Source organism: Nocardioides lacusdianchii, from assembly GCF_020102855.1.
Classification (GTDB): Bacteria; Actinomycetota; Actinomycetes; order Propionibacteriales; family Nocardioidaceae; genus Nocardioides; species Nocardioides lacusdianchii.
This window is the reverse complement of the sequence record NZ_JADHZD010000005.1, coordinates 92,762-114,943: the sequence shown is the minus strand read 5'-3', so window position 1 is coordinate 114,943 and position 22,182 is coordinate 92,762. Positions and strand designations below refer to the sequence as shown.

25 protein-coding genes are annotated in these 22,182 nt (G+C 72.9%); 10 read left to right on the top strand and 15 right to left on the bottom strand.

Annotation, left to right across the window (positions count from 1 at the left end; genetic code table 11):
- Positions 1 to 39: 39 nt before the first annotated feature.
- On the top strand, positions 40 to 873 hold the full coding sequence (locus IRX98_RS08995) for a response regulator transcription factor (RefSeq protein WP_224275974.1): 834 nt from the start codon (positions 40 to 42) through the stop codon (positions 871 to 873).
- A 167-nt stretch (positions 874 to 1,040) separates the two neighbouring features.
- Complete coding sequence (locus IRX98_RS08990) at positions 1,041 to 1,841, top strand: response regulator transcription factor (RefSeq protein WP_224275973.1); 801 nt, start codon at positions 1,041 to 1,043, stop codon at positions 1,839 to 1,841.
- Positions 1,842 to 1,869: 28 nt separating this feature from the next.
- On the opposite strand, the gene IRX98_RS08985 is transcribed toward IRX98_RS08990, so the two are convergent.
- The 4 genes from IRX98_RS08985 to IRX98_RS08970 form a co-directional block, all read right to left on the bottom strand.
- Positions 1,870 to 4,950 carry an FtsX-like permease family protein gene (locus tag IRX98_RS08985; RefSeq protein WP_224275972.1) on the bottom strand — a complete coding sequence of 1,027 codons (3,081 nt, stop codon included), beginning with the start codon at positions 4,948 to 4,950 and terminating at the stop codon, positions 1,870 to 1,872.
- The gene (locus IRX98_RS08980) at positions 4,947 to 7,247 is read right to left on the bottom strand and encodes a hypothetical protein (protein WP_224275971.1); all 2,301 of its coding nucleotides are present in this window, start codon (positions 7,245 to 7,247) and stop codon (positions 4,947 to 4,949) included. The genes IRX98_RS08985 and IRX98_RS08980 overlap by 4 nt, the downstream gene beginning before the upstream one ends.
- A gap of 56 nt (positions 7,248 to 7,303) precedes the next feature.
- On the bottom strand, positions 7,304 to 7,945 hold the full coding sequence (locus IRX98_RS08975) for an ABC transporter ATP-binding protein (RefSeq protein ID WP_224275970.1): 642 nt from the start codon (positions 7,943 to 7,945) through the stop codon (positions 7,304 to 7,306).
- A 64-nt stretch (positions 7,946 to 8,009) separates the two neighbouring features.
- Positions 8,010 to 8,897, bottom strand: a complete 888-nt coding sequence (locus IRX98_RS08970; protein WP_224275969.1) for an ABC transporter ATP-binding protein — start codon at positions 8,895 to 8,897, stop codon at positions 8,010 to 8,012.
- 61 nt (positions 8,898 to 8,958) lie between these two features.
- Here IRX98_RS08970 and IRX98_RS08965 point away from each other — a divergent pair, with 61 nt between their 5' ends.
- Positions 8,959 to 9,609 (top strand): response regulator transcription factor, encoded by a 651-nt coding sequence (locus IRX98_RS08965; RefSeq protein ID WP_224275968.1) that lies wholly within the window; start codon positions 8,959 to 8,961, stop codon positions 9,607 to 9,609.
- Positions 9,610 to 9,625: 16 nt separating this feature from the next.
- On the opposite strand, the gene IRX98_RS08960 is transcribed toward IRX98_RS08965, so the two are convergent.
- The 4 genes from IRX98_RS08960 to IRX98_RS08945 form a co-directional block, all read right to left on the bottom strand.
- Entirely contained in the window at positions 9,626 to 10,378 is a 753-nt protein-coding gene (locus tag IRX98_RS08960) for a hypothetical protein (protein WP_224275967.1), read from the bottom strand.
- A 19-nt stretch (positions 10,379 to 10,397) separates the two neighbouring features.
- The gene (locus IRX98_RS08955; RefSeq protein WP_224275966.1) at positions 10,398 to 11,318 is read right to left on the bottom strand and encodes a hypothetical protein; all 921 of its coding nucleotides are present in this window, start codon (positions 11,316 to 11,318) and stop codon (positions 10,398 to 10,400) included.
- Positions 11,315 to 11,614, bottom strand: a complete 300-nt coding sequence (locus IRX98_RS08950; RefSeq protein ID WP_224275964.1) for a hypothetical protein — start codon at positions 11,612 to 11,614, stop codon at positions 11,315 to 11,317. Before IRX98_RS08950 ends, IRX98_RS08955 begins: the two co-directional genes overlap by 4 nt.
- 143 nt (positions 11,615 to 11,757) lie before the next feature.
- Positions 11,758 to 12,024 (bottom strand): YbaB/EbfC family nucleoid-associated protein, encoded by a 267-nt coding sequence (locus IRX98_RS08945; protein ID WP_224275962.1) that lies wholly within the window; start codon positions 12,022 to 12,024, stop codon positions 11,758 to 11,760.
- 85 nt (positions 12,025 to 12,109) lie between these two features.
- Between IRX98_RS08945 and IRX98_RS08940 the strand changes: the two genes are divergently transcribed.
- The 3 genes from IRX98_RS08940 (at position 12,110) to IRX98_RS08930 (ending at position 15,086) form a co-directional block, all read left to right on the top strand.
- Complete coding sequence (locus IRX98_RS08940; protein ID WP_224275960.1) at positions 12,110 to 13,606, top strand: SDR family NAD(P)-dependent oxidoreductase; 1,497 nt, start codon at positions 12,110 to 12,112, stop codon at positions 13,604 to 13,606.
- A 106-nt stretch (positions 13,607 to 13,712) separates the two neighbouring features.
- A complete protein-coding gene (locus IRX98_RS08935) occupies positions 13,713 to 14,483 on the top strand; it encodes a hypothetical protein (RefSeq protein WP_224275958.1) in 771 nt (256 codons plus the stop codon).
- Positions 14,484 to 14,486: 3 nt separating this feature from the next.
- Positions 14,487 to 15,086, top strand: coding sequence for a DUF1349 domain-containing protein (locus IRX98_RS08930; protein WP_224275956.1), 600 nt, complete (start codon positions 14,487 to 14,489; stop codon positions 15,084 to 15,086).
- A 30-nt stretch (positions 15,087 to 15,116) separates the two neighbouring features.
- Here IRX98_RS08930 and msrB read toward each other — a convergent pair whose 3' ends face one another.
- Together msrB and IRX98_RS08920 are read right to left on the bottom strand one after the other, a co-directional pair.
- Positions 15,117 to 15,560 (bottom strand): peptide-methionine (R)-S-oxide reductase MsrB, encoded by a 444-nt coding sequence (msrB, locus tag IRX98_RS08925; RefSeq protein WP_224275954.1) that lies wholly within the window; start codon positions 15,558 to 15,560, stop codon positions 15,117 to 15,119.
- 40 nt (positions 15,561 to 15,600) lie between these two features.
- Positions 15,601 to 16,050, bottom strand: a complete 450-nt coding sequence (locus IRX98_RS08920; protein ID WP_224275952.1) for a VOC family protein — start codon at positions 16,048 to 16,050, stop codon at positions 15,601 to 15,603.
- Between the two features lie 121 nt (positions 16,051 to 16,171).
- Between IRX98_RS08920 and IRX98_RS08915 the strand changes: the two genes are divergently transcribed.
- Positions 16,172 to 16,321 (top strand): hypothetical protein, encoded by a 150-nt coding sequence (locus IRX98_RS08915; protein WP_224275951.1) that lies wholly within the window; start codon positions 16,172 to 16,174, stop codon positions 16,319 to 16,321.
- Between the two features lie 34 nt (positions 16,322 to 16,355).
- On the opposite strand, the gene IRX98_RS08910 is transcribed toward IRX98_RS08915, so the two are convergent.
- The 5 genes from IRX98_RS08910 to IRX98_RS08890 form a co-directional block, all read right to left on the bottom strand.
- Positions 16,356 to 16,583, bottom strand: a complete 228-nt coding sequence (locus tag IRX98_RS08910; RefSeq protein ID WP_224275950.1) for a hypothetical protein — start codon at positions 16,581 to 16,583, stop codon at positions 16,356 to 16,358.
- A gap of 88 nt (positions 16,584 to 16,671) precedes the next feature.
- Positions 16,672 to 17,088: a PRC-barrel domain-containing protein gene (locus IRX98_RS08905; RefSeq protein WP_224275949.1), complete on the bottom strand. Its 417-nt coding sequence runs from the start codon at positions 17,086 to 17,088 to the stop codon at positions 16,672 to 16,674.
- An 85-nt stretch (positions 17,089 to 17,173) separates the two neighbouring features.
- On the bottom strand, positions 17,174 to 17,977 hold the full coding sequence (locus IRX98_RS08900; RefSeq protein WP_224275948.1) for an SCO6745 family protein: 804 nt from the start codon (positions 17,975 to 17,977) through the stop codon (positions 17,174 to 17,176).
- Complete coding sequence (locus IRX98_RS08895; RefSeq protein ID WP_224275947.1) at positions 17,974 to 18,642, bottom strand: FMN reductase; 669 nt, start codon at positions 18,640 to 18,642, stop codon at positions 17,974 to 17,976. Before IRX98_RS08895 ends, IRX98_RS08900 begins: the two co-directional genes overlap by 4 nt.
- A gap of 67 nt (positions 18,643 to 18,709) precedes the next feature.
- Positions 18,710 to 19,876: an LLM class flavin-dependent oxidoreductase gene (locus IRX98_RS08890; protein WP_224275946.1), complete on the bottom strand. Its 1,167-nt coding sequence runs from the start codon at positions 19,874 to 19,876 to the stop codon at positions 18,710 to 18,712.
- A 109-nt stretch (positions 19,877 to 19,985) separates the two neighbouring features.
- On the opposite strand from IRX98_RS08890, the gene IRX98_RS08885 reads away from it, so the two are divergent.
- From IRX98_RS08885 to IRX98_RS08875, 3 genes are all read left to right on the top strand, one after another.
- Positions 19,986 to 20,741 carry a hypothetical protein gene (locus IRX98_RS08885; protein WP_224275945.1) on the top strand — a complete coding sequence of 252 codons (756 nt, stop codon included), beginning with the start codon at positions 19,986 to 19,988 and terminating at the stop codon, positions 20,739 to 20,741.
- A 128-nt stretch (positions 20,742 to 20,869) separates the two neighbouring features.
- Positions 20,870 to 21,256, top strand: coding sequence for a tetratricopeptide repeat protein (locus IRX98_RS08880; protein WP_224275944.1), 387 nt, complete (start codon positions 20,870 to 20,872; stop codon positions 21,254 to 21,256).
- Between the two features lie 92 nt (positions 21,257 to 21,348).
- Positions 21,349 to 22,176 (top strand): glycerophosphodiester phosphodiesterase family protein, encoded by an 828-nt coding sequence (locus IRX98_RS08875; protein ID WP_224275942.1) that lies wholly within the window; start codon positions 21,349 to 21,351, stop codon positions 22,174 to 22,176.
- Positions 22,177 to 22,182 lie beyond the last annotated feature (6 nt).

Below are 22,182 nucleotides of genomic sequence, written 5' to 3'. Positions count from 1 at the left end.
GTGGGGTCCTTGCTGTGAGCTCATGGTGGGGGTTTCAACGTGCAAGATCTTCATGCATTGGTCGTCGAGGACGATCCAGACATCTCGTCCGCGCTGGTCGAGACGCTCGAGGGCGCCGGTTTCCGGGTCACCTCGGCGCGTGACGGCCGGCAGGCGGTGGAAGTCGCGGCAGGCGATCCACCTGACCTGGTGACACTCGACCTGACGCTGCCGCACATGGACGGCATCGAGGTCTGCCGCCGCATCCGGGAGAGCAGCGACTGCTACATCGTGATCGTGTCCGCACGGTCCGACGAGGTGGACAAGCTGATCGGCCTGGAGGTCGGCGCCGACGACTTCGTGCTCAAGCCGTTCTCACCGCGCGAGCTGCGGGCCCGGGTGGCGGCGCTCTTCCGCCGTCCCCGCTCGGCCGGGACCACCGACGATGCCTCGGCGTCCTCGGCCCTGCACGTGCCGAGCCCCTCGCAGCCCGCCGACGAGCCGAGCACGATCTCGGCCGGAGCGGGCCTGGTCATCAACTCCGCGCGCCGCGAGGTGCAGGTGGACGGCGCGATCGTCGACCTGACCCGCATCGAGTACGACGTGCTGGAATACCTCGCCACGCACCTGTCGCGGGTCTGCACCCGCGAGGAGATGGTCCTGGCCATCTGGAGCAGCGCGCTCACCCACGACCACCACCTGGTGGATGTGCACGTGGCCAACCTGCGCGGCAAGCTGCGCCGGCACTCCGACGCCACCTGGATCCACACCATCCGTGGCATCGGCTACCGGATGGACCGCGAGGGCAGCCAGGAGGACCGACGCGCAGGCGGTGGCCCCTACCTGGTGGCCCGCATCGACTCGGAGGACTGGGCCCGGGGCCTGGACTTCTGAGGGACGCACCCCGGGGCACCGGGGTTTGCGCGAAGCAGACACCCTCCGAGCCGCTGCCGCCTACGATCGGTAGCGGCTCGGAGTCGTCTGCCCTCACCGGCTCGACGGGTGGGTCTGCCCCGTACGTTTCCGGGTAGATGATTTCTCAACTTTGGGGAGCTTGGCTGATGCTGAAGGAACGGACCGCCGTGGTCGTCGAGGACGACCACGACATCGGTGACGTCATCTCCAGCCTCCTCGACCAGGCCGGGTTCGACGTCGTCGTCGCGCGCACGGGCGCCGAGGCGCTGAACCTGATCCGCGAGCGCAAGCCGGACCTGGTCACCCTCGACCTCTCGCTGCCCGACATCGACGGTGTGGAGGTCTGCCGTCAGATCCGCGTCGTGAGCGACTGCTACGTCATCGTGATCAGCGCCCGCACCTCCGAGGTCGACCGGCTGATCGGACTCGAGGTCGGCGCCGACGACTACCTGGTCAAGCCCTTCTCCATGCGCGAGCTGCAGGCGCGCGTCGCCGCGCTCTTCCGGCGTCCCCGCACCTCCGACCTGGTCTCGCCGGCGACTGCTGCAGCGACGGCCCAGGCCGCGGAGGCCTGGGCGCTCGCCGTCGTGGACCCCGCCACCGATCCGTCGACCGGCGAGGCCTACCCGCCCACGCACCCGCTGGGCTGCGACGACCTGACGCTCAAGCCGGGCGCACGCGAGGTCCTGGTCTCCGGCGAGGAGATCGACCTGACCCGCACCGAGTTCGACCTGCTGGCCCACCTGGTGCGCAACCCCGGTGTCGTCGTGGCGCGCGAGGACCTGATGCGCGCGGTGTGGGCCACCGAGTTCGTCCCCGACAGCACGCACGTCGTCGACGTGCACCTGGCCAACCTGCGCCGCAAGCTGCGCAAGGCCGCGTCCGGCAACGAGTGGATCCGCACGATCCGGGGCGTCGGCTTCCGCTACGACCCCTGCTGCCCCTGACACCGAGCCATCGCGTCGGGGGCTCGCGTCAGCGCGCCGACTCGCGCAGCGTCGCCCCGCGCGCACCGCGCACCGTCATCGACGCACTGATGAGCGCGACGGCGCCGAAGACCGCCGCCGCGAGCAGCGCGAGCACCACCAGCCGCAGCGGCGAGATGGCGGCGACGAGCGCCGGCGTCGTCGGGTCGTCGGCATAGCCGAGGGTGATCGTGCGCAGCACCACCCACTGCGCCAGCGACCCGGCCAGGATGCCGGCGAGCGCCGCGCTGCCCAGCACGACGGCGAGCTCGCGCACCACCGCGACCATGACCGCACCGCGGGGTACGCCGACCACGCGCAGCGCCGCGGCGTCGCGGCGGCGGGCCGGGAGCTGCACGGCCGCGCTGACGAAGAGGCCGGCCAGCGCCATCACCAGCACCAGCGCGGCGACCACGCCGTAGAGGCGCAGCGCGAGGGCGTACGCGCTCTGGTCGAGCACCTGCCGCTCCTGCGCCAGGGTCATGGCGACGCTGAGCCCGGCCTCGGAGAGCTGCTCGGTCACCGACGCCGGCGTGCCCTCGCGGGCCAGGACGCTGGTGGTGAAGAGGTTGTCGAAGACCGGGCGGTCGGTGATGAAGGAGGAGTAGTCGACCAGCAGGCCCGACGGCCCGGTGAACGGCATGCCCTCCACGGCGCCGATGCCGCCGAGGGTGTCCACCGGGATCAGGCCGTAGCCCTCGTCGAGCCGGTCGAGGGCGCGCTGCTGCACGCCGGGTCCGGCCAGCGCGGGTCGGTCGCGGGTCAGCCCGCCGGAGGTGAGGCGGGCCATGCCGACGGAGTCGCCGGTGTCGACGGCCATCTCGAGGGTGCCGTCGACCTCCTGCAGGTCGGTGATGGACGTCTTCACGGCCGGGTCGGGAGTGGGCCGCCAGCCGGCACCGTCGATCCCGCCCTCGACGGGCTGCCCGTCGACCTCGATGCCGATCAGGCGCAGGGTGCCGGACATCCGGGTGTTGGTGCCGGCGCCGCCGCCGAGCGTCATCCCCTCGAGCGGGCAGCCCTCGGCGCACCGCGGGAGTCGCGCCGAACGGGTGGTGACGCCCTCGGGGAACGGACCGAGGTAGACCTTGAGCGGCACCCCGGCACGGGTGCCGAACCGGACCTCGACCGACAGGTCGTCGTCCATGTCGGCCCGGTTGTCGACGGTGAGGCTGAGCCGTCGGCCCTCGACCGTCGGCACCAGCCCGTCGGGGGCGATCTGCTCGGCGACCTGCTCGACGTCGCGGCCCGGGCTCCAGGTCGGGGGCCAGGTCGCGACCCGGGCGAGCCGACTGCTGTCGACGACGGAGAAGTTGGCGCCGGGGTTGGTGACGCTCGCCGCCGCCATGATCCACTCGCCCTCGGGGTCGATGCGGCGGGTGAGGTCGATGGCCTCCGACATGCTGAGCGTGGTCGACCAGGTGGTCTGGGCCGGCGAGGCGGTGGCGGCGACGCTGGTGCGCCAGGTGGCCGCGGAGTCGTAGACGCCGGCGCCGAACACGGCCACCGCGATCGCTGCGGTGATCGGCAGGATCACCAGCGTGCCCTCCTGGCGACGCGAGATCGCGCGCGAGGACACGAAGCCGCTCAACGAGCGACCGGTCGAGCGCTTCGTCCACCAGGTCGCGAGCACGGCGATGAGCTTCGTCGCGGCCAGGCCGGCGACCACGGCGAGCAGCACGGGGAGGACGAGGTCGGTGGCATCGGGCTCGCCCGGCCCGCTCGCCGACAGCTTGCTGGCCAGCGTCGCGACGGCGAGGGCGACGAGGGTGAGCTGGGCGATGACCGACCAGCGGCGCACAGCGACCGGACGGCGTACGCCGCTGAGCTGGGAGGCGAGCGACTCGCGCACCACCAGGCCCACCGCGACGCACGCGACGGCGAAGGACGCGAGCAGCACCAGGCCGGCGGCGACCCAGCTCGCGGCCGGGAGCGGCAGCGGCAGGCCCGGCACCAGCCAGCTGCGCACGAGCACCACCGACAGCCCGAGCCCGAAGGCGATGCCGAGCGGGGTGGCGAGCAGCAGCAGCGTCAGGGGCTCGGCCAGGCCGAGGCCCCACAGCTTGCGGGCCGTGACGCCGCGCAGGGAGGCGAGCGCGAGCTCGGGGACGCGCAGCTCGCTCGCGGCGTTGAGCAGGCGCATGAGCAGGGCGAGCGCGACGAGGACCAGTGACAGCACCGCCGGGGCGATCGAGCTGCGGGCCGTGGACTGCTGGAAGCGGACCTCCCCGACGACGTCGGCGAGCGAGTTGGTGTCGTCGGCGCGCAGCGTGCCGCCCTCGACCTCGACGTCGGTGTCCGGCGGCACGGCGCCGGCTGCGTCGGCGGCCTCGTCGAGCTCGGCGGGCGTCAGGTCGGCGGGCACGTCGAGGCGGGTGTCGACGCGGATCGTCCACGCCCCGACCGCGGTGACCGTGTCGTCGGTGGTGATGAAGGGGGCAGGGGCGTAGGGCTGGTAGCCGCCGCGGATGCTCTCCTGCTCGTTGGTGCTGGTGAGCCGGCCCGGGATCAGCCAGTCCGCACCCGTGCTCGGGGTGTCGTAGGTGCCGACCACGACGACCTCGCTGAGACCCGGGCGCGGGAGGCCGAGGGCGGCGACGCCGGGGGTCTCGAAGATGGCGAGCGGGAGGGGCCGGCCGATCTCGGCGCCGGTCTTCTCGACGTCGGCGGCGAGCATCAGCACCTCGCCCTGCCGCTCCGGACAGCGCCCCTCGACCTCGAGGACCTCGCACGCGTCGGCGCGCGACCAGAAGGTCACCACGCCGCGCAGCGCGCTGAACCGCTCGGACTGCGCCAGCACGACCGGCTCCTGCCACGGCCCGGTCGTCAGGGCGTCGGAGGCCGCGACCGCATCGCGCTCGGCCTGCTCGATCGCGACCCCGGAGTCGGGGGTGTAGACGCGGCTCAGGCCGGTGAGGCCGGGCGGCGACTCCTGGAGGCGGGTGACGACGTAGGAGTTGGTGACGGCCTCGGAGAACACCGGGCCGAGCACCGCCGAGCCGATCGCGAGCGCCGTCAGCAGCACCGAGCCCGCCGAGAGCAGGGCGCGGGACCGCAGGCCGCGCACGATGGCGCCGAAGAGCTGGATCATCGTCCTTCCTCCTCGCGCAGCAGGCTCGGTCGGGTCGTCGAGGCGCGGACCGCGCGGGCGCGACCGCCGACCAGCACCACCGCGGCGGCTGCGAGGACCGCGGGGACGACCAGGGGCCACGCGTGCGGGGCGGTGTCGAGCGGCAGCCCGGCGACCGGCACCGCGAGCAGCGGCAGCCCGTCGAGGAGCAGGGTGACCGCCAGCCATCCGCCGGCCACGACCACGGCGAGCACCAGGACGGTCAGGCTGGCCAGCTCGGTGCGACCGGCGCGGCGGGCGGTGCCGGTGGAGACGCCGAGCACGCGCAGCGACGCCACGTCGCGGCGGTAGTCGCGCAGGTGCCGGGTCACGCCCGCCCCCAGCGCCAGCAGGGCCACGAGCGCGCAGGCGAGGGCCGTGAGGGCGTACGCCACGGACTGGGCACCGCCGTAGCGCTCGCCGAGCGCGTCGCGCACGCTCGACCTGGAGCGCCACGTCGTGCCGGCGGCCTCGGCCACCTCGTCGAGGACCGCCTCCGGGGTGTCGGCGTCGGCCACGACCTGCACCTCCGCCGAGGGCACGGTCGGCCCGGAGCCGGCGGCCGAGGTGCGGATGTCGGCCAGGACGCCCACGGCACCCAGCAGCGGCAGGGAGCCGGCGACACCGACGACCTCGGTGGTCCGGTCGTCGCCGCCGAGGTCGAGCGCGACCGGCTCGTCCTGGTCGGCGACCAGGACGGGGACCGTCGCCTCGCCGCGGTCCTGCTCGAGCCGGAGGGCGACCGCCGGCAGCAGGGCCACCTGGAGCCCGTCGGGGCGGTTGACCACGAAGGACGTGGGCGGCTGGTAGTTGCGGAAGAAGTTGCTGTTGAGCGCGGACTCCACCGAGCTCGGGTCGGGCAGCCAGGGCTGGGCGAGCAGGTCCGCGCTGCCGAGCTCGAGCGACTCGAGGAGCACCTCGAAGCTGCTGCCGTCGATCAGGCCGCGGCTGTCGCGCGAGACGTCGAGGCCGGTGATCGCGCACCCGTCGGCGCACTCCGGCACGCGGACCGAGCGGCGCACCCGGGAGCCGTCGGCCGGGACCTCGAGGCGCAGGACCGTGGCGCCGGACTGGTTGGCCGAGGTGACGAAGGCCAGGGTCAGCTCGAGCCCGCCGCCTCCGGCGGTGACGACCTGGCCGGTCGGCCCCCGCTGGGTCCGCACGTCCGGCACGGTCAGGCCGGAGGCGGTGACGCTGAGGCGGTCGCCGCGCACCTGCACCGGCGCGATGTCGGTGTCGATCGAGGAGACGGCGTCCGAGGCGGCGGCCGCGGGGGTGCCGTCGTAGAAGTCGGCGACCACGGCGTCCCAGCGCCCGGCGTCGACGTACGCCCTGCGCTCGCCCAGGCGCGTCTCGTTGCGCACGACCGCGGTGGCGACCAGGTGCTCGCCCTCGGGGTCGACGCGCTCGGTGAGGTCGACGGCGCCGAGGGCGCCGAGCTCGGTGACGTCGATCGTGCGGGCGCCCGGGACCTCCACGGCGGCCTGCTCGCCGGTCCAGCCGTCGACGGCCACCGCCCCGCTCAGGGCGAGGGAGCCGACCACGGCTGCGGCGACCACGAGGCGGACCGGGGTGACGAGGTCGTCGGCGCGGGCCAGGCGGCGGGCGGCGAGGAAGGCGCCGAGGCCGCGCTTCTCGGTGGCGGGCGTCAGGACGCGCGCGGCGATCCGGACGACCCAGATCGCCACCTGCCCCAGCGCCAGGCCGACCAGCGCCGGCCCGAGGAGGACGACGAGGTCGGGCTCGCCGGCAGCCTCGCGGCTGCGGTAGGCCGCGACGCCGGCGCCGACGAGCACCAGCACGCTGAGGAAGATCGCCAGGGTGGTGGCCCGTCGGGGACGGCGGCGCGCGGAGACCTGCACGGCGAGCGGCTCGCGCAGCGCGGCCGCGGCGGACAGCCCGACGATCAGCAGGCCGGCCCCGGCGATGCCGGCGGCGGCGAGGAGAGCCGGACGGTCCAGCGCGGGTGCGGCGTCGTCGAGCCAGGTGCGGGTGGCCAGCACCGTGCCGACCGCGCCGAGAGCGACGCCGACGCCGGCGCCCAGCACGATCGCGAGCAGGGGCTCCACCAGCAGGAAGCGCCACAGCCGCAGGCCGTGGATCCCGCGCAGGCGGGCCAGCCCGATCTCCTCGCGGCGGGCCACTGCCAGCTCGGCGCCGATGCTCGGCACGGCGACCGCCCCGAGGAGCAGGAGCGGCGCGGTGAGCCACGGCGAGGTGCCGGCGGCCGCGGCGAACTGCAGCACCACCACGGCACCGCTGACGACGACCAGCGTCATCAGCACCAGGGTCGTCAGGGCACCCCGACGGCTCCAGGCCCCGCGGAGGACACGGCTCAACGGACGACCCGGCCCTCGTCGAGCGCGATGTGGAGGTCGCAGGCCTCGACCACGGCGGGGTCGTGGGTGGCCACCACGACGACAGCGCCGCGGGCGGCCTCCTCGCGCAGCTCGGCGAGCACGACACCGCGGTTGCCCTCGTCGAGCTCCGAGGTCGGCTCGTCGGCGAGCAGCACCTCGGCGCCGACGACGAACCCGCGGGCACAGGCGACGCGCTGCATCTGCCCGCCCGACAGCTCCTCGACCTGGCGCTCGCCGAGGTCGGCGATGCCGAAGCGGGCCAGCGCGGCCTCCGCGGCCTCGTCGGCGTCAGCGGGTGCGATGCCGCGCGCGCGAAGGGCGATGGAAACGTTCTCGCGCGCCGAGAGGATGGGCACCAGGCCGTAGACCTGGAGCACGAACGCCACCTCGGGCAGCGGGTCGCCGCTGCCGGTCCACATCTCCTGCCCGGCGAGCGCAGCCGTGCCGGACGTCGGCTCGAGCAGCCCGCCGGCGATGGAGAGCAGGGTGGTCTTGCCGGAGCCGCTGGGCCCGGACAGCGCGGTCACCCGACCGGCGGGGAAGGTGACGCAGACGTCGTCGAGGAGCGTACGGCCGTTGACGTAGGTGATGTGCTCGAGCACGAGGTCGCGACTCATTCCGGGGTCCCTGCGGCGTTGTTCGGGGGAGCGAAGCGGAGGAGAAGAAGGTCGTGGGGTGGTCTCACGCCGGCCCGCCCTCGCTGCTGGCGCGGGTCACGACGATCCGGCCCTCCTCGTCGTCCTCGAAGCGCACGAGCGTGCCGGGCGGCCACTCGGCGGCGATGTGGCCGGGCAGGTGCAGCACGCCGTCCTCACCCACGACGGCGTACTCCGACCCGCCGTGGCCCTCGGCCCCGACGCGACCGCCCTTCATCGTCACCGTGCGCGGGAAGGTCGCGGCGACCTCGGGCTGGTGGGTGACGACGACGATCGTGGTGCCGAAGTCGTCGCCGAGGGAGTGGATCAGGTGCAGCACGTGGTCGCGGTCGGCGTGGCTGAGCTGGCTGGTGGGCTCGTCGGCGAGCAGCAGCCGCGGGGCGGTGGAGACCGCGCAGGCCAGGGCCAGGCGCTGGCGCTGGCCGCCGGACATCGTGGAGACGACCTGGTCGGCCTGGTCGACGAGGCCGACGCGGTCGAGGAGCTCGACGTCGGCCAGCGCCCGGTCCCGGTCACGGCCGGCGAGCGAGAGCTGCGCGAAGGCGATGTTCTGCCGCGCGGTGGCGTAGGGCAGCAGGTTGCGGGTGGCGCCCTGGAGCATCGTGGAGACCTGCCGCGAGCGGATCCGGGCGAGGTAGCGCTCACCCATCCGCGACACCTCTTCCTCGCCGAGGAAGATCCGGCCCGCGCTGGGGCGCTGGATGCCGCCGAGCAGGGCCAGCAGGGTCGACTTGCCCGAGCCGCTGGGGCCGAGGAAGGCCACGCGCTCGCCGGGGCGGATGGTGAGGTCGACGCCGCGCAGGGCGACGACGTCGTGCCCGCCGAAGGTCTTGTAGAGGTGGACGACGCCCTCGCACCGGATGCCGAGGCCTCCTGTGCGGGTCTCCTCGACCGTGGCCGCGCTCTCCCGCACGTCTCCCCCATCTCTGCTGAACAACCGGTTCAAGATACACAAACTGTCGTACGTTGAGGGCATGGTGATTCGAGTGGCGCTGGTCAACGACGACGAGGTCGTCGTGCGCGGCCTCGACGCGATGATGCGCAGCTACGGCCACCGGATCGAGGTCGTCGAGCTGGTGGCGGGCAAGCCGGTCGCGCAGCCGGTCGACGTCGCCCTCTACGACACCTTCGGGATGGGCCAGGGCAACGGACCGGCCGTGCACCGGCTCGTCGACAGCCCGCAGGTGCGCCAGGTCGCGGTCTACACCTGGAACTTCCAGCCGTGGCTGACCCGCGACACCCTCAACCAGGGCGTGCGCGGCTACCTCTCCAAGAGCCTGCCCGCATCCCGCCTGGTCGACGCGATCTCCGCGATCTCCGCCGGGCAGGTCGTCGTGTCGCCCTCGCGCGGTCGCTCCGCGCTCGTCGGCGGCGACTGGCCCGGTCGCGAGGAGGGGCTCACCGCCCGCGAGGCCGAGGTGCTCTCGCTCATCACGATGGGCCTGAGCAACCAGGAGATCGCCGAGCGCACCCTGCTCTCCCTGAACTCCATCAAGTCCTACATCCGCTCCGCCTACCGCAAGATCGACGTCGACTCTCGCTCCAAGGCGGTGCTCTGGGGCGTGGAGCACGGCATGCGCGCCGACCGGATGCGGATCAACGGGTCGCCGGCGCGCGAGGGCTGAGCCCGGGCGACCACCGCTAGGTCGTCGGGAGCGATCCCCGGGCACGGAAGAGCTCCCGGCTCGGCTCGTCGGCGACGAGCTCCGGTGTGGCGCTGACCCATCGATCGAGCATCGCGAGGGCCTCGTCCGTGCCGACCATGGTCGGGTCGAACCCGGCCCGGGCGGCGGCGCCACGCTGGTCCGGGCCCTCGACGACCAGCCGGGCGACCGGGATGCGGCCGCCGGCATGGCCGGCATGGACGACCACCGGGACCACCCGGACGGCAGTCGCCTGCTCGCGGGCGATGCGGGTCGTGCCGAGCAGGACGCGGGAGGTGGCCTCGCGCTCGTCGAGCGTCTGGCGGAACCACCACACCCCCCACGCCGTCACCAGCAGGACGGTGGCCACGACGGCGACGCCGACGGTCAGGGCCGCCCCGGCAGCACCCGAGACCTCGACCGTCCCCGAGTCCGGCTCGTTGGCGACCAGGCCGAGAACGTTGGCCCACAGCCCGGCGCCCATGGCGCCTGCCAGCAGCCCGCCCAGGCGCAGCCACCAGGCCGCGCGCGCCACGACGGTGCCGTCACGCCGGGGCTCGGGCTCGCGGCGCCGGCCGCCGACGAACCATGAACCTCCGAGGGCGCCGACCGTCACGAGTGCTCCGATCGTGACCTCCCGCCCGGTGGCGCCACCGTCGAGGACGGTGAGCGCGAGACCGAGGCCCGACAGGCATCCCCACACCGCGAGCGCGACCACCGCCCACGTCGGTCCGCGGCGCTTCCCCTGCATGCCCCCGACCCTAGCGACGTCAGCCGGCCCGGTCGCGGTCGATGCGCTCGTTCTGCGCGTCCGACCCGTCGTTGATCGCGTTGCCGGCGGTCGACCCGGCATTCGAGCCGATGATGTCCTCCGGCGAGATCTTGTCGAGGTGCGGACGGATGGACGGGATGTCGGGAGCCGCCGGCGCTGCACGGTGCCGCGACTGGTAGCCGCGCAGTCGCGAGCCCACGTTGCGGAGCGCGACCATCCCGTCGGCGATCACACGGTTGAGGTCGTCGAAGGACCGGGTCATGTGCAGGATCGAGGTCGAGCACCGGGCGCTGAGCGCGGACACGCGACTCGTCACCTGCGCGATGATCCACGGAGTCGCAGTGCCGAGCGACAGGGCGGCCTGGGCGAGCCAGGAGATGATGGCGCCGACCAGCTGGGCGATCGCGTCGCGGACGACGCCGCGCACCATCTCCACGATCGTCGCCGCTGTCTCGATCGCCTTGGAGCCACCGCTGATCGAGGCCGAGAGCGACTCGAGGCCGGCCGCGAGCGTCTCGTTGAAGTCGAGGTAGGCCGAGATCGCCTCGCCGTCGAGGTCCGACAGGTCGGTGCGTGCCCGGCTCCGGATGTCGGCGGCGATGCCAGCGACGCCCACGGCCACGGCCTCCATCTCGCCGGCCTGTCCCATGATCGCTCCGGGGTCGCCGGCGAGGTCGTCGAGCCACCCCTTCAGCGGCTCGAGGTGCTCGATCAGCCAGGCGCCACCGGCGCCGATCAGCGACCCGATCGGGTCCATGGCCGTGGCGACGCCGTCGACCACACCGGCAGCGGCGAACATCCCGGCCGCCACCCAGTCGCCGTTGGCCAGCGACTGGCCCAGCATCTGGGTGTCGTAGAAGACCCCTGCGCCGTCGAGCTCGTGGCCGGAGCCGAAGTTGGTGAAGTCGACGTCGGTCATGACCCGCCCTCGAACCCGCGGGAGATCGCGTCGTCGGTCCGGCCGAAGTCCCGGGCGGTCGAGCGCACCGCCTCGGCGCACCGGCCGACCGTGTCGGCCATGTCGTGCACGGTCTCGCCGTCGGTGAGGAAGAACTGGTTGAGCACCGGCGGCATCCTGACGTTCATGATCCCGAACGTGTCGGTGCCGAGCTTGATCGACTCCAGGGCCCGGGCCTGGGAGCGGATCTCGGTGACGATGTCGTCGAGCACGTAGGAGTGGTTGACGAGCTGTCCCTGCTGGATCTGGATGTTCATCGGGCGCGACCTCCTCGGTCGTCCTGGTCGGCGTCGGGGTCCTGCGGGGCGAAGCGCTTCGCCAGCTCCTCGTCCATGTGGCGCGCGACCGGGTCGTTGTCCCCCCAGACCTCGCGCGTGCGGGCGCTGACGACCTCGGCGACCTAGCGCTGGGCCGCCCGGAGGGCGTCCTTGACCTCGGCGGCCAGCGCGTCCGGCGTACGGTCCCCGACTCGGTCGTCGAACCGGATGTCCAGCAACAGGCCGGTGGGGTCCACCGTGACGGTGGTGGCGCCCGAGGACCCGCGCCCGCGCAGCAGGTCGATCTCCTCGCGGAAGGCGTTGGCCTTGTGCGCCTTGTCGACCGACGCCTGCACCTGCGCCTCGATGGTGGCCGACACCTCGGCCGCCGATGCCCCGTAGTCACTCATGCCGTGACCCCGCCCCGCACGAGCCGTCCGAAACCTGCTCTCCGAGGATGCCGGTGCCCCGCCTCGACGCCCGTACGCTTCCCCGGTGGACCAGCAGCACCCCGGCATCGACCCCGACGACCTCGCGACGACCCTCCGGGTGCTGCAGACGCTCCACCACCTCCCCGGCGACCACCCCGACCACGTCACGGTCAAGCGCGCTGCGTCGCACATGTACAAGTCGATCAAGTCCGAGCGCAAGCTCGCCAAGCGCGCCGCGGAGCTGGCCCACGACCGCGAGATCATCGAGAAGACCGCGACCGGGTCGGCGATGCGCATCGACGACGAGACCGCCGGCATCCCGCTCGTCTCGACGAGCGCCGGCGCGTTCGCCGGCGAGCTGATCAACCCGCGCGGCTGCTACATCTGCAAGCAGGACTTCACCCTCGTCGACGCGTTCTACCACTGGCTCTGCCCTACCTGCGCGGCGATGAGCCACGCGAAGCGCGACCAGCGCACCGACCTCACCGGCAAGCGCGCTCTCCTGACGGGCGGCCGCGCGAAGATCGGGATGTACATCGCGCTGCGCCTGCTGCGCGACGGCGCCCACACCACCATCACGACCCGCTTCCCGAAGGATGCGGTGCGGCGCTTCTCCGCGCTGCCGGACTCCGACGAGTGGATCCACCGGCTCAAGGTGGTCGGCATCGACCTGCGTGACCCCACCCAGGTCATCTCGCTCGCCGACGACGTCGCGGCCGCGGGGCCGCTCGACATCCTCATCAACAACGCCTGCCAGACCGTACGCCGCACGCCGGGCGCCTACGCCCCGCTGGTCGAGGCCGAGTCGCTCCCGTTGCCGGAGGACTCGGTCCCCGAGCTGGTGACCTTCGACCACATCTCCGAGGCGCACCCCGCCGCGATCGCGGGCGCGCTGACCGACACCGCCATCGCGCACCACGAGGGCGAGTCGGTCGAGCACGCGCGGGCCGCGCACAACGCCGCGACCCTCACTGCGCTGGCGCTCAAGGCCGGGCACGCCTCGCTCGACGCGCACCTGGCCGGGACCGCAGTCGACGCCGGCGGGCTGCTGCCGGACGTGCAGGACAACAACTCGTGGACCCAGACGGTCGGCGAGGTCGACCCGCTGGAGCTCCTCGAGGTGCAGCTGTGCAACTCGATCGCGCCGTTCCTGCTGGTCTCGCGGCTGCGCCCGGCGATGGCGGCCGCAGCGACGACCGCGGCCTCGGGACGGGCGTACGTCGTCAACGTCTCGGCGATGGAGGGGCAGTTCTCCCGCCGCTACAAGGGCCCCGGCCACCCGCACACCAACATGGCCAAGGCCGCGCTCAACATGATGACGCGGACGAGCTCGGGCGAGATGTTCGAGACCGACCGGATCCTGATGACGGCCGTCGACACGGGGTGGATCACCGACGAGCGCCCGCACCACGAGAAGCTCCGCATCGCCGCCGAGGGCTGGCACGCGCCGCTGGACCTGGTCGACGGGGCGGCGCGCGTCTACGACCCGATCGTCCTCGGCGAGGCCGGCGAGGACCTGTTCGGCTGCTTCGTGAAGGACTACCAGCCCTCACCCTGGTGAGGTGACACACTCGCGGCCATGAGCGGGCCCGCGCGGCTCGGCGGCGCCGGCCCGGCCTGGTGACGTGGACCGCACCCTGCTTCGACCGGCGAACTAGGCTCTCGTCATGGAGCTGATCGTGTTGCTGGTCGTCCTCGGTGTGGTGGGCGCCGTCGCGTTCGCCGCGATGCGCCGCAACACGGCGCGGGAGCTCCAGCGGCGCGAGGACGAGCTCGCCCCCGTCAAGAAGCTCGCCTTCGAGGACATCACCGCCTTCGGCGTCGACCTTCAGGAGCTCGACTACGAGCTGAGCGGGCACGAGCTGGACGCCGGCGCCAACGCCGACTACCAACGGGCCCTCGACACCTACGAGTCGGCGAAGACCGCAGGTGACTCGATCACCGCGCCCGAGGACATCCGGCACGTCACCTCGATCGTCGAGGACGGCCGGTACGCCATCGCGTGCGTCCGCGCCCGTGTCGAGGGACGCCCTCTCCCCACCCGGCGGCCGCCCTGCTTCTTCGACCCGCGGCACGGTCCGTCGGTGGCCGACGTCCTCTTCGTCCCGCCGGACGGCGTCGAGCGCGACGTGCCCGCGTGCGCCCTCGACGTCGAGCGCGTCAACGCCGGTGCCGAGCCCGACGTCCGCAAGGTGATGGTCGGCGCGCAGCGAGTCCCCTACTACCAGGGTGGTCGCGCCTACGAGCCGTACGCCGCCGGCTACTTCGGTGCCTTCGGTCCCATGACGTGGATGTTCATGGGCGGGATGATGTTCGGCGACCTCGGTGGCGGCTACGACGGTGGCGGTGGTGACGACGGCGGCGGTTCCGACGGCGGTGACGGCGGTGGGTACGACGGCGGTGGCGACGGCGGCGGCTTCGACTTCGGAGGCTTCTGAGCGGTGCCGACCGTGACCCGCACTGTTCCGTGGAGCGAAGGACAGTGGACGAACGAACCCGCCGACGTCGCGACCGACGGTGATGGCCTCCACGTCACTGCCCGCCACGGGAGCGACGCCTGGCGCATCACGTCCTACGACTTCATCCACTCCACCGAGCACGCACTCCTGACCGCGTTCGCGCCCGAGTCTGCGATCGAGGTCCGGTTCCGGCTCGACCTCGCCGAGCAGTTCGACCAGGCCGGCATCTTCGTCCAGGTCGACGACGAGACGTGGATCAAGGCCGGCGTCGAGCTGAGCGACGGGCAGGAGAGCCTCGGCGCCGTGGTGACCAGGGGGACGTCGGACTGGTCCCTGTCCCCCGTGCCGAGCTGGGCGGGCCGATGGGTGACCGTCCGTGGCAGCTGGTCGGGCAACGCCCTCACGGTGCGCGCGCGGGTGGACGACGAACCCTGGCAGCTCGTCCGTGTTGCACCACTCGATGCGGTCACGCCGGTCATGGCGGGGCCGTTCTGCTGCGCGCCGACCCGCGCCGGCCTGACCGTCCACTTCACGTCGTGGCGGATCACGCCGCCGGACGCCGAGCTGCACCCGAGCGACTGAGGCTCGCCGAGCACTGGGTGGGTGCACCCGTCAGCGATCGTCGTGGACCTGCTCGGCAGGGTCGAGGGTGAGCGCCGCGCCGTTGATGCACCACCGCTGACCCGTCGGCCGGGGACCGTCGCCGAAGACGTGGCCCAGGTGGCCTCCACACCTGGCGCAGCTCGCCTCCCGTCGCGGGACCAGCAGCTTGTAGTCCGTGTGGACCGCCACCGCGTCACGGTCCGCCGGGTCCGAGAAGCTCGGCCAGCCGGTCCCCGACTCGAACTGGTCCTCCGCCCGGAACAGCTCGGCCTCACACCCGGCGCAGCGGTAGGCGCCGTTCGTCCCGGCCGACGGGTGCGCGTAGGGACTGCTCCCGGGCGCCTCGGTCCCCGACCGGCGCAGCACGCGGTAGGCCTCGGGCGCGAGCCGTTCGCGCCACTCTGCGTCCGTGCGTACGACAGGGGGCTGGGGTCGGGAGCGGCGCTTGAACACAGGACGAGCCTAGGTCGGGCAGCCAGCGCGGCCGCGAGCCTCAGGAGGTCGAGGCGGCACCTGCGACGTTGACCATCCAGGAGATCCCGAACCGGTCGACCAGCATCCCGAACTCGTCACCCCAGGGCGCGGCCTCGAGCGGCTGGCGCACCTCGCCGCCCTCGGACAGCGCGGCGAACCACGAGCGCAGCTGGTCGCCGTCCTCCGGGCCGCCGGAGAGGCTCACCGACATGCTGTCGCCGAACGTGACCTGCACCATCTCCGGCGGTGCGTCGGCCCCCATCAGCACCAGGCCGCCGGGCACCTCGAGCTGGGCGTGCATCACCTGGTCGGCGAGCGGGCCCTCGGTGCCCATGTCCCCGAAGGTCATGATGCTGAGCTCGCCGCCCATCACCGAGTGGTAGAGCTCCATCGCCTCACGCGCCCGGGCGTCGGAGAAGTTGAGGTAGGGGTTGAGGTTGAGCGACATGGGCTGGCTCCCGTTCGGCATGGCTGTGGTCCTCTCAACCTAGGGACTCACCGCGGGGCCGCGGAAGGCCTGCGGGACGCCCTACCTTCGCGCATCACCCCGCCCGGATGGGGTACGGCGATGACGAACCGAGGAGGCACCCATGGGCAACGACCCCCACGACACCGGAGCCGAACGCGCCGACGACGAACCGACCCGGGACGACGAGCCTGTCGGCGTCGAGATCGGCATGGACAGCGAGGACGGGAGCACCTTCGAGCCCGAGGAGGATCCCGAGGACAACGCGGGCTGACCCGGTCCCTTCCGACCGGGTCAGCCGGACGACGTCAGTCCGGGGCGACGCCCGAGCCGGACTGCGAGCGCGGTCGCCCCTCCGGTTCGTCGTAGCGCACCGCCTCGTCCGGGAAGTCCTCGCCGGTCGGGTGGCTACTGCCCGGGGATCCCTCGGCTGCGTCGTAGTCGCCGCGGGCCGCGGCCCCGTCACCGTCGGACGACGTCTCCGCCGCCTCCTGGTCGTCGTCGAGCCTGCCGAGCCCGGATCCGTCCTGGGTCATGTCGGTCCTCTCGTTCGTCGGTGACCGACTCCGTACCCCCGGTCCCGATCCACATGTGCCGCAGCAGGGCACGCCGCGGCGGCCGGCGTCAGCGCTCCCCCACGTTGCCGCCGGCACCCTCGCCGGTCGACCATGAGCCACCGGGCAGGTCCTCGCGGTTCTCGTGCCCGGTGCGCTGCGTGTAGTGCTCGGCGTGACGGACCCTGACCGTGTCGTCCCACGCACCGTCGTCGTAGTCCGGCGCGTCCTTGACCTGGTCCTTGCTCACGTTGACGATGACGCGGCGGCCCTCGTGGTCCATCCCGACGACGGTGCCGGCCGGGATCACCCGCTTCTTGCCCAGGATCCAGAACCCGGTGTCGACGACGAGCCACGCGCCGTCGGTGTCAGCGGTCGCGCGGTCGACCTTGCCGAGCGAGCCGTCCTCGCCCTCGACGTCGTACCCGACCAGGTCACGGTCCTCGGCCCACTCGCTGTCGCGGTAGCTCCAGATGGTGTCGCTCATGGCTGCCTCCTCCGGTCCCGGCCGGTGTGCCGGGAGCTCCGACGCAACCACGACCCCGCAGGAGCGGCCACCTACGTGGGGGTGGTCAGCTCCTCAGCGACGCCCGCAACGCGCGAGCCACAGCGCGCAGGTCGTCGGTGATCTCGACGGCCGTCGCCACTGCGTCGGTGGTCATCGCTCCGAGGCACGCGCGGTCGGTGGCGGCCTCGAGCTCGTCGCGCGCGTCGGTGCCCTGCGGCGTGATCGCTCCGTCGGCGTCGAGCCAGCCACGCTCGCGCAGCCGGTCGTGGCCTGCGGCCCACTCGTCGTCGCTCCAGCCGCGGAGCGCCTGCTGCTGGGGGAAGGTGCGGCCGGCCGCCACGTTGAGGACGTTGGCGTCCACGCCGCCCAAGCCCTGCGTGACGAGCACCGCCACGTGGCAGTCGCCGCGGAACTCCCGCACCACCGCGTCGGCCAGCCAGAACCGTCCGAGGTCGTCCGCCGGCGCCTCGAGCGAGGCGTGCGCCGCGGCGAGCGGCTTCCCGGCCAGGTCCAGCCCCTCGACGATCGACGCCAGCGAGTCGGCGAGCGGGGCGACCTGGTCGCCGGTCACGGCCCGGCCGAGGACGCCGGTGGCGAGCTCCAGGCGCGCGCGGTGCACCTCCGCCGGTGACGCGAAGCCCCACGCGTCGGGCAGCGCCCGGTGGACGAGGTGCGGCGCGAATCCGTGGAAGGTCGCGACGACGAGCTGCGGTGAGGCCGCCCCCATCGGCGCCGACCGCGACGCGAAGTAGCCCATCCACGAGCCCTTCAGCCCGATCGGCGCGTAGTGCCTCGCCGCCTCGGGGACGAGGTAGACGAAGTTGTTGAGCGCCTCGACCGAGCGCCAGAACGGCGTCGGGACGCTCATCCCTGGCCCGAGCCCGAGTGCCCGCGCAGCAGGTCGCCGAAGGGGGTGACGTCGGCCTCGACCTGCGTCCCGGACGTACGCCGGGGGCGGGCCGCGAGGTCGGGCGCGAAGCCGCCGACGGCGTACTCCCACTGGCTCAGCACCGCGGCGGCGAGCTGGGCCGCGGCGCGGGTGATCCGCTCGGCGAGCCCGTGGCTGCCGAAGTCCTCGGTGGCCGCGAAGACGCCGGTGGGTACGACGACCGCGCGGAGGTAGGCGAAGAGCGGGCGCATCGCGTGGTCGAGGACCAGCGAGTGCCGCGACGTGCCGGCGGTCGCGGCGATCAGCACGGGGGTGCCGGTCAGCGAGTCGGGGTCGACGGCGTCGAAGAACATCTTGAACAACCCGCTGAAGCTGGCGTTGAAGACCGGCGTGACGGCGATCAGGCCGTCGGCGGCCGCGACCTGCTCGCGCAGCTCGGTGAGCCGCGGCGTCGGGATGCCGCCGGTGACCATGAAGGTGGCCAGCTCACCGGCGACCTCGCGCAGCTCGATGAAGGACGTCTCCACCGACTCGCCCCGCGCGCTGACCTGCACCGAGGTCGCCTCGGCGAGCTGGTCGGCGAGGAGCCGGGTGGACGACGGGACGGTGAGTCCCGCCGTCACCACGACGATCCGAGGACTCATGCGCGTACTCGCTTCGCTCCGTGCGCGCAGGAGGCACGAGGGGCACTGTGTTGAATGATTCGCTCGCTCATGCGCCGACCCCGGCGGGCTGGGCGGCCTGCTCGGCCTTGAGCTTCTCGACGTGCTCGCGGGCGGGCTCGACGAGGTGGTGCGGTGCGTCCGCGCCGGCCGCGACGAGCGAGGCGTGGGTGGGCGGGTCGCTCGGCACGTGGGCGGGGCGACGCCGCTCGAACTCCGCGCGCAGCACGGGCACGACCTCGGTGCCGAGCATCTCCACCTGCTCCAGCACCAGCGACTCCGGCAGGCCGGCGTGGTCGATGAGGAACATCTGGCGCTGGTAGTCACCGACGTAGTCGGCGAAGCCGAGGGTGCGCTCGATGACCTGCTCGGTCGTGCCGACGGTCAGCGGCGTCATCTTCGTGAAGTCCTCCAGCGACGGGCCGTGGCCGTAGACCGGGGCGTTGTCGAAGTAGGGGCGGAAGACCCGCTTGGCCTCCGCCTCGCTGCCGGCCATGAAGACCTGGCCGCCGAGGCCGACGTAGGCCTGGTCGGCGGCACCGTGGCCGTAGAACTCGAAGCGGCGGCGGTAGAGCTGCACCATCTGCTCGGTGTGCTCCTTGTTCCAGAAGATGTGGTTGTGGAAGAACCCGTCGCCGTAGTAGGCCGCCTGCTCGGCGATCTCGGTGCTGCGGATCGAGCCGTGCCACACGAAGGGCGGCGTGCCGTCGAGCGGCGCCGGCGTCGAGGTGTAGCCCTGCAGCGGCGTGCGGAACTGGCCCTGCCAGTTGACGACCGGCTCGCGCCACAGCGTGCGCAGCAGGTGGTAGTTCTCGATGGCGAGCTTGATGCCGTCGCGGATGTCCTTGCCGAACCAGGGGTAGACCGGGCCGGTGTTGCCGCGGCCCATCATCAGGTCCACGCGCCCGCCGGAGAGGTGCTGGAGGAAGGCGTAGTCCTCGGCGATCTTCACCGGGTCGTTGGTGGTGATCAGCGTGGTGCTCGTCGAGAGCAGCAGCTTCTCGGTCTTCGCGGCGATGTAGCCGAGGTGCGTCGTCGGGGACGAGACGACGAACGGCGGGTTGTGGTGCTCGCCGGTCGCGAAGACGTCGAGCCCGACCTCCTCGGCCTTGAGCGCGATCTTCGTCATCAGGGAGATGCGCTCGGCCTCGGACGGCGTACGCCCGGTGGTCGGGTCGGTGGTGATGTCGCCGACGCTGAAGATGCCGAACTGCATGGTGTCCTCCGTGTTAGTTGAAGTTTCTATGATCTCCAACAGGGGTCGCGGCACCAGTATTCCGCCGGTTCGGCTGCACGGGCCACCACGCCCACCTACTCTCCGAACCATGCGCCCCGCACTCGCCTCCGTCGCCGCCCTCGCCACCCTCGCCGTGGTCGTCCCGGCCGGCCCGACGGCGTACGCCGCCTCGTCCGACGACTGGCGCGCCGCTGCCTGCGCGGAGGACAACCGCGGCGGCCTCGCCCTCGGTGCCTACACCGTGGCGCAGGTGCAGAGCAGGCGCGTGAAGCAGATCCCCTCGCTCACCCTCACCGCGGAGCGGCTCGTCTTCGCGAGCGGGACGCGCTGCGACCTGATCAGCCTGGACGGCTCCGTCCCCTTCGGCCGGGAGGTGAAGGGCCACGGCTCGTCGATCTCGCTGCTGGGCGAGCTGGTCGTCGGCGGCGTGAGCCAGGGCGAGATGGAGGGCTCGGGCTCCGTGACCGGCGTCGGCGGCTCCGAGCCCATCCGCGGCATCCGCGACGTGGTCCTTGGCGCGGAGGTCTTCACCGACGTCGAGACCGGCACCATGCCGGACTCCGCCTCGCTGCCCGAGTCGTGGCGCAACCAGCCCTACACCTTCACCCACACCCGCACGGGCTTCCTCGCCTCGGTCAACGGCCGCACGTCGATGAAGAAGAGCTTCACCGTCACGCCGGCGACCCGGGCAGCCGCGAAGCGCCGGCTCGCCTCGTCACTGGCGCGCGCCGGCTCCGCGGCGGAGCGCAGCGACGCCCGACGGACCTACCGCCTCGCGCTCAAGGGCGTCCGGCTGGTCATGAAGCCCTTCCGCTACGACTGGTCCGGCGAGCTCCCCCGCTGACCCTCGCCGACCGGGCGCGGCGCGCCCGCGGAATGCCTCCCGCGTCCGGGGCGTTGGGCGAGGCACCATCGAATGACATCGAACGACATCGATGGCATCGAGCCGGTGCCGACACGAGAGGAGCGACGATGACCGACTTCACCCCCTTCGAGGACCTGCTGCGCGGACACGCGGGGCTGCTCGAGGACTCCGTCCACGACCGCTGGGTGCGGGCCCAGGCCCTGTTCGAGGAGCGTGCCTACCGCGAGGCCGCCGTGCTGCTCACCGAGCTGCTCGACGACCCGGGCGAGGTCGTGCACGAGCTCACCGACGTACGCCTGCTGCTGGCGCGCTCGCTCTTCCACTCCGCCCAGCTCGACGGCACCATCCGGGTGGCGACCGAGCTGCTGGAGCACGACCCCAACGAGCCGTACGCCCACCTGCTGGTGGGCCGTGCCCTGGAGCGCAAGGGCCGCAAGGACGAGGCGAAGCCGCACCTGCGGCTGGCCGAGCTGCTGGGCGGCTACCGCACCTGAGCGGAGACGTGGCGACGAAGCCTGGGTGAACACTCGCCCGGACGGCCCCGTTCGGGGCGACAACCCCGGACGGGGCAGCCCATCCTGAAGGCGTGACCAGCTACGGCGACATCCGTTACGGCGACCACCCCGGTCCGCTCGCCATCGCCCACCGCGGCGGCATGGCGCTCGCCCCCGAGAACACCCTCGCCGCCTTCGGGCGTGCCACGTCCCTGGGCCTGACCCACCTCGAGACCGACGTCCGCACCACCCGCGACGGACACCTCGTGTGCTTCCACGACGCGAGCCTGCGTCGCGTCACCGGACACCCCGGCGACATCGCCGACCTCGACCTTGCCGACCTGCGCCGACTCCGCGTCGACGGCACCGACCGCATCCCGACCCTCGTGGAGGCGATGGCGGCCTTTCCGCTGGCGAGGTTCGCCATCGACCTCAAGGACGAGCCGTCGGTCGGGGCGATGGCGCGGCTGCTCGCCCAGCACCCCGGCTGGGCCGAGCGGATCCTGGTCGCCGGCGCGTGGAGCCGCTGGCTGCGCCGCCTCCAGGACGAGGCGCCCGGCGTCACGACGGCGCTCGGCTGGCGTTCGCTGACGACGCTCATCGCGTGCTCGCGCGGCGGCGTACGCCCCGTCGGTGTACGCCCCGGCGGAGGGGTGTTCGCGCACGTGCCGCTGCGCCTGGGCCGGATGCCGATCCACTCCGAGCGCGTCATCGCGCGCGCCCACGAGCTCGGGATCCGGGTGGTCGTGTGGACCGTCGACGACCCGGACACCATGCGGTCCCTGCTCGACGCCGGCGTCGACGGGATCATCACCGACCGACCCGACGTGCTGCGCGAGGTGCTGATCGGTCGCGGCGAGTGGACGCGCCCGGCCGACCTCCCCGACCGCGACGGCGTACGCCCTGCTCCGCTCGCCTGAGCGGAG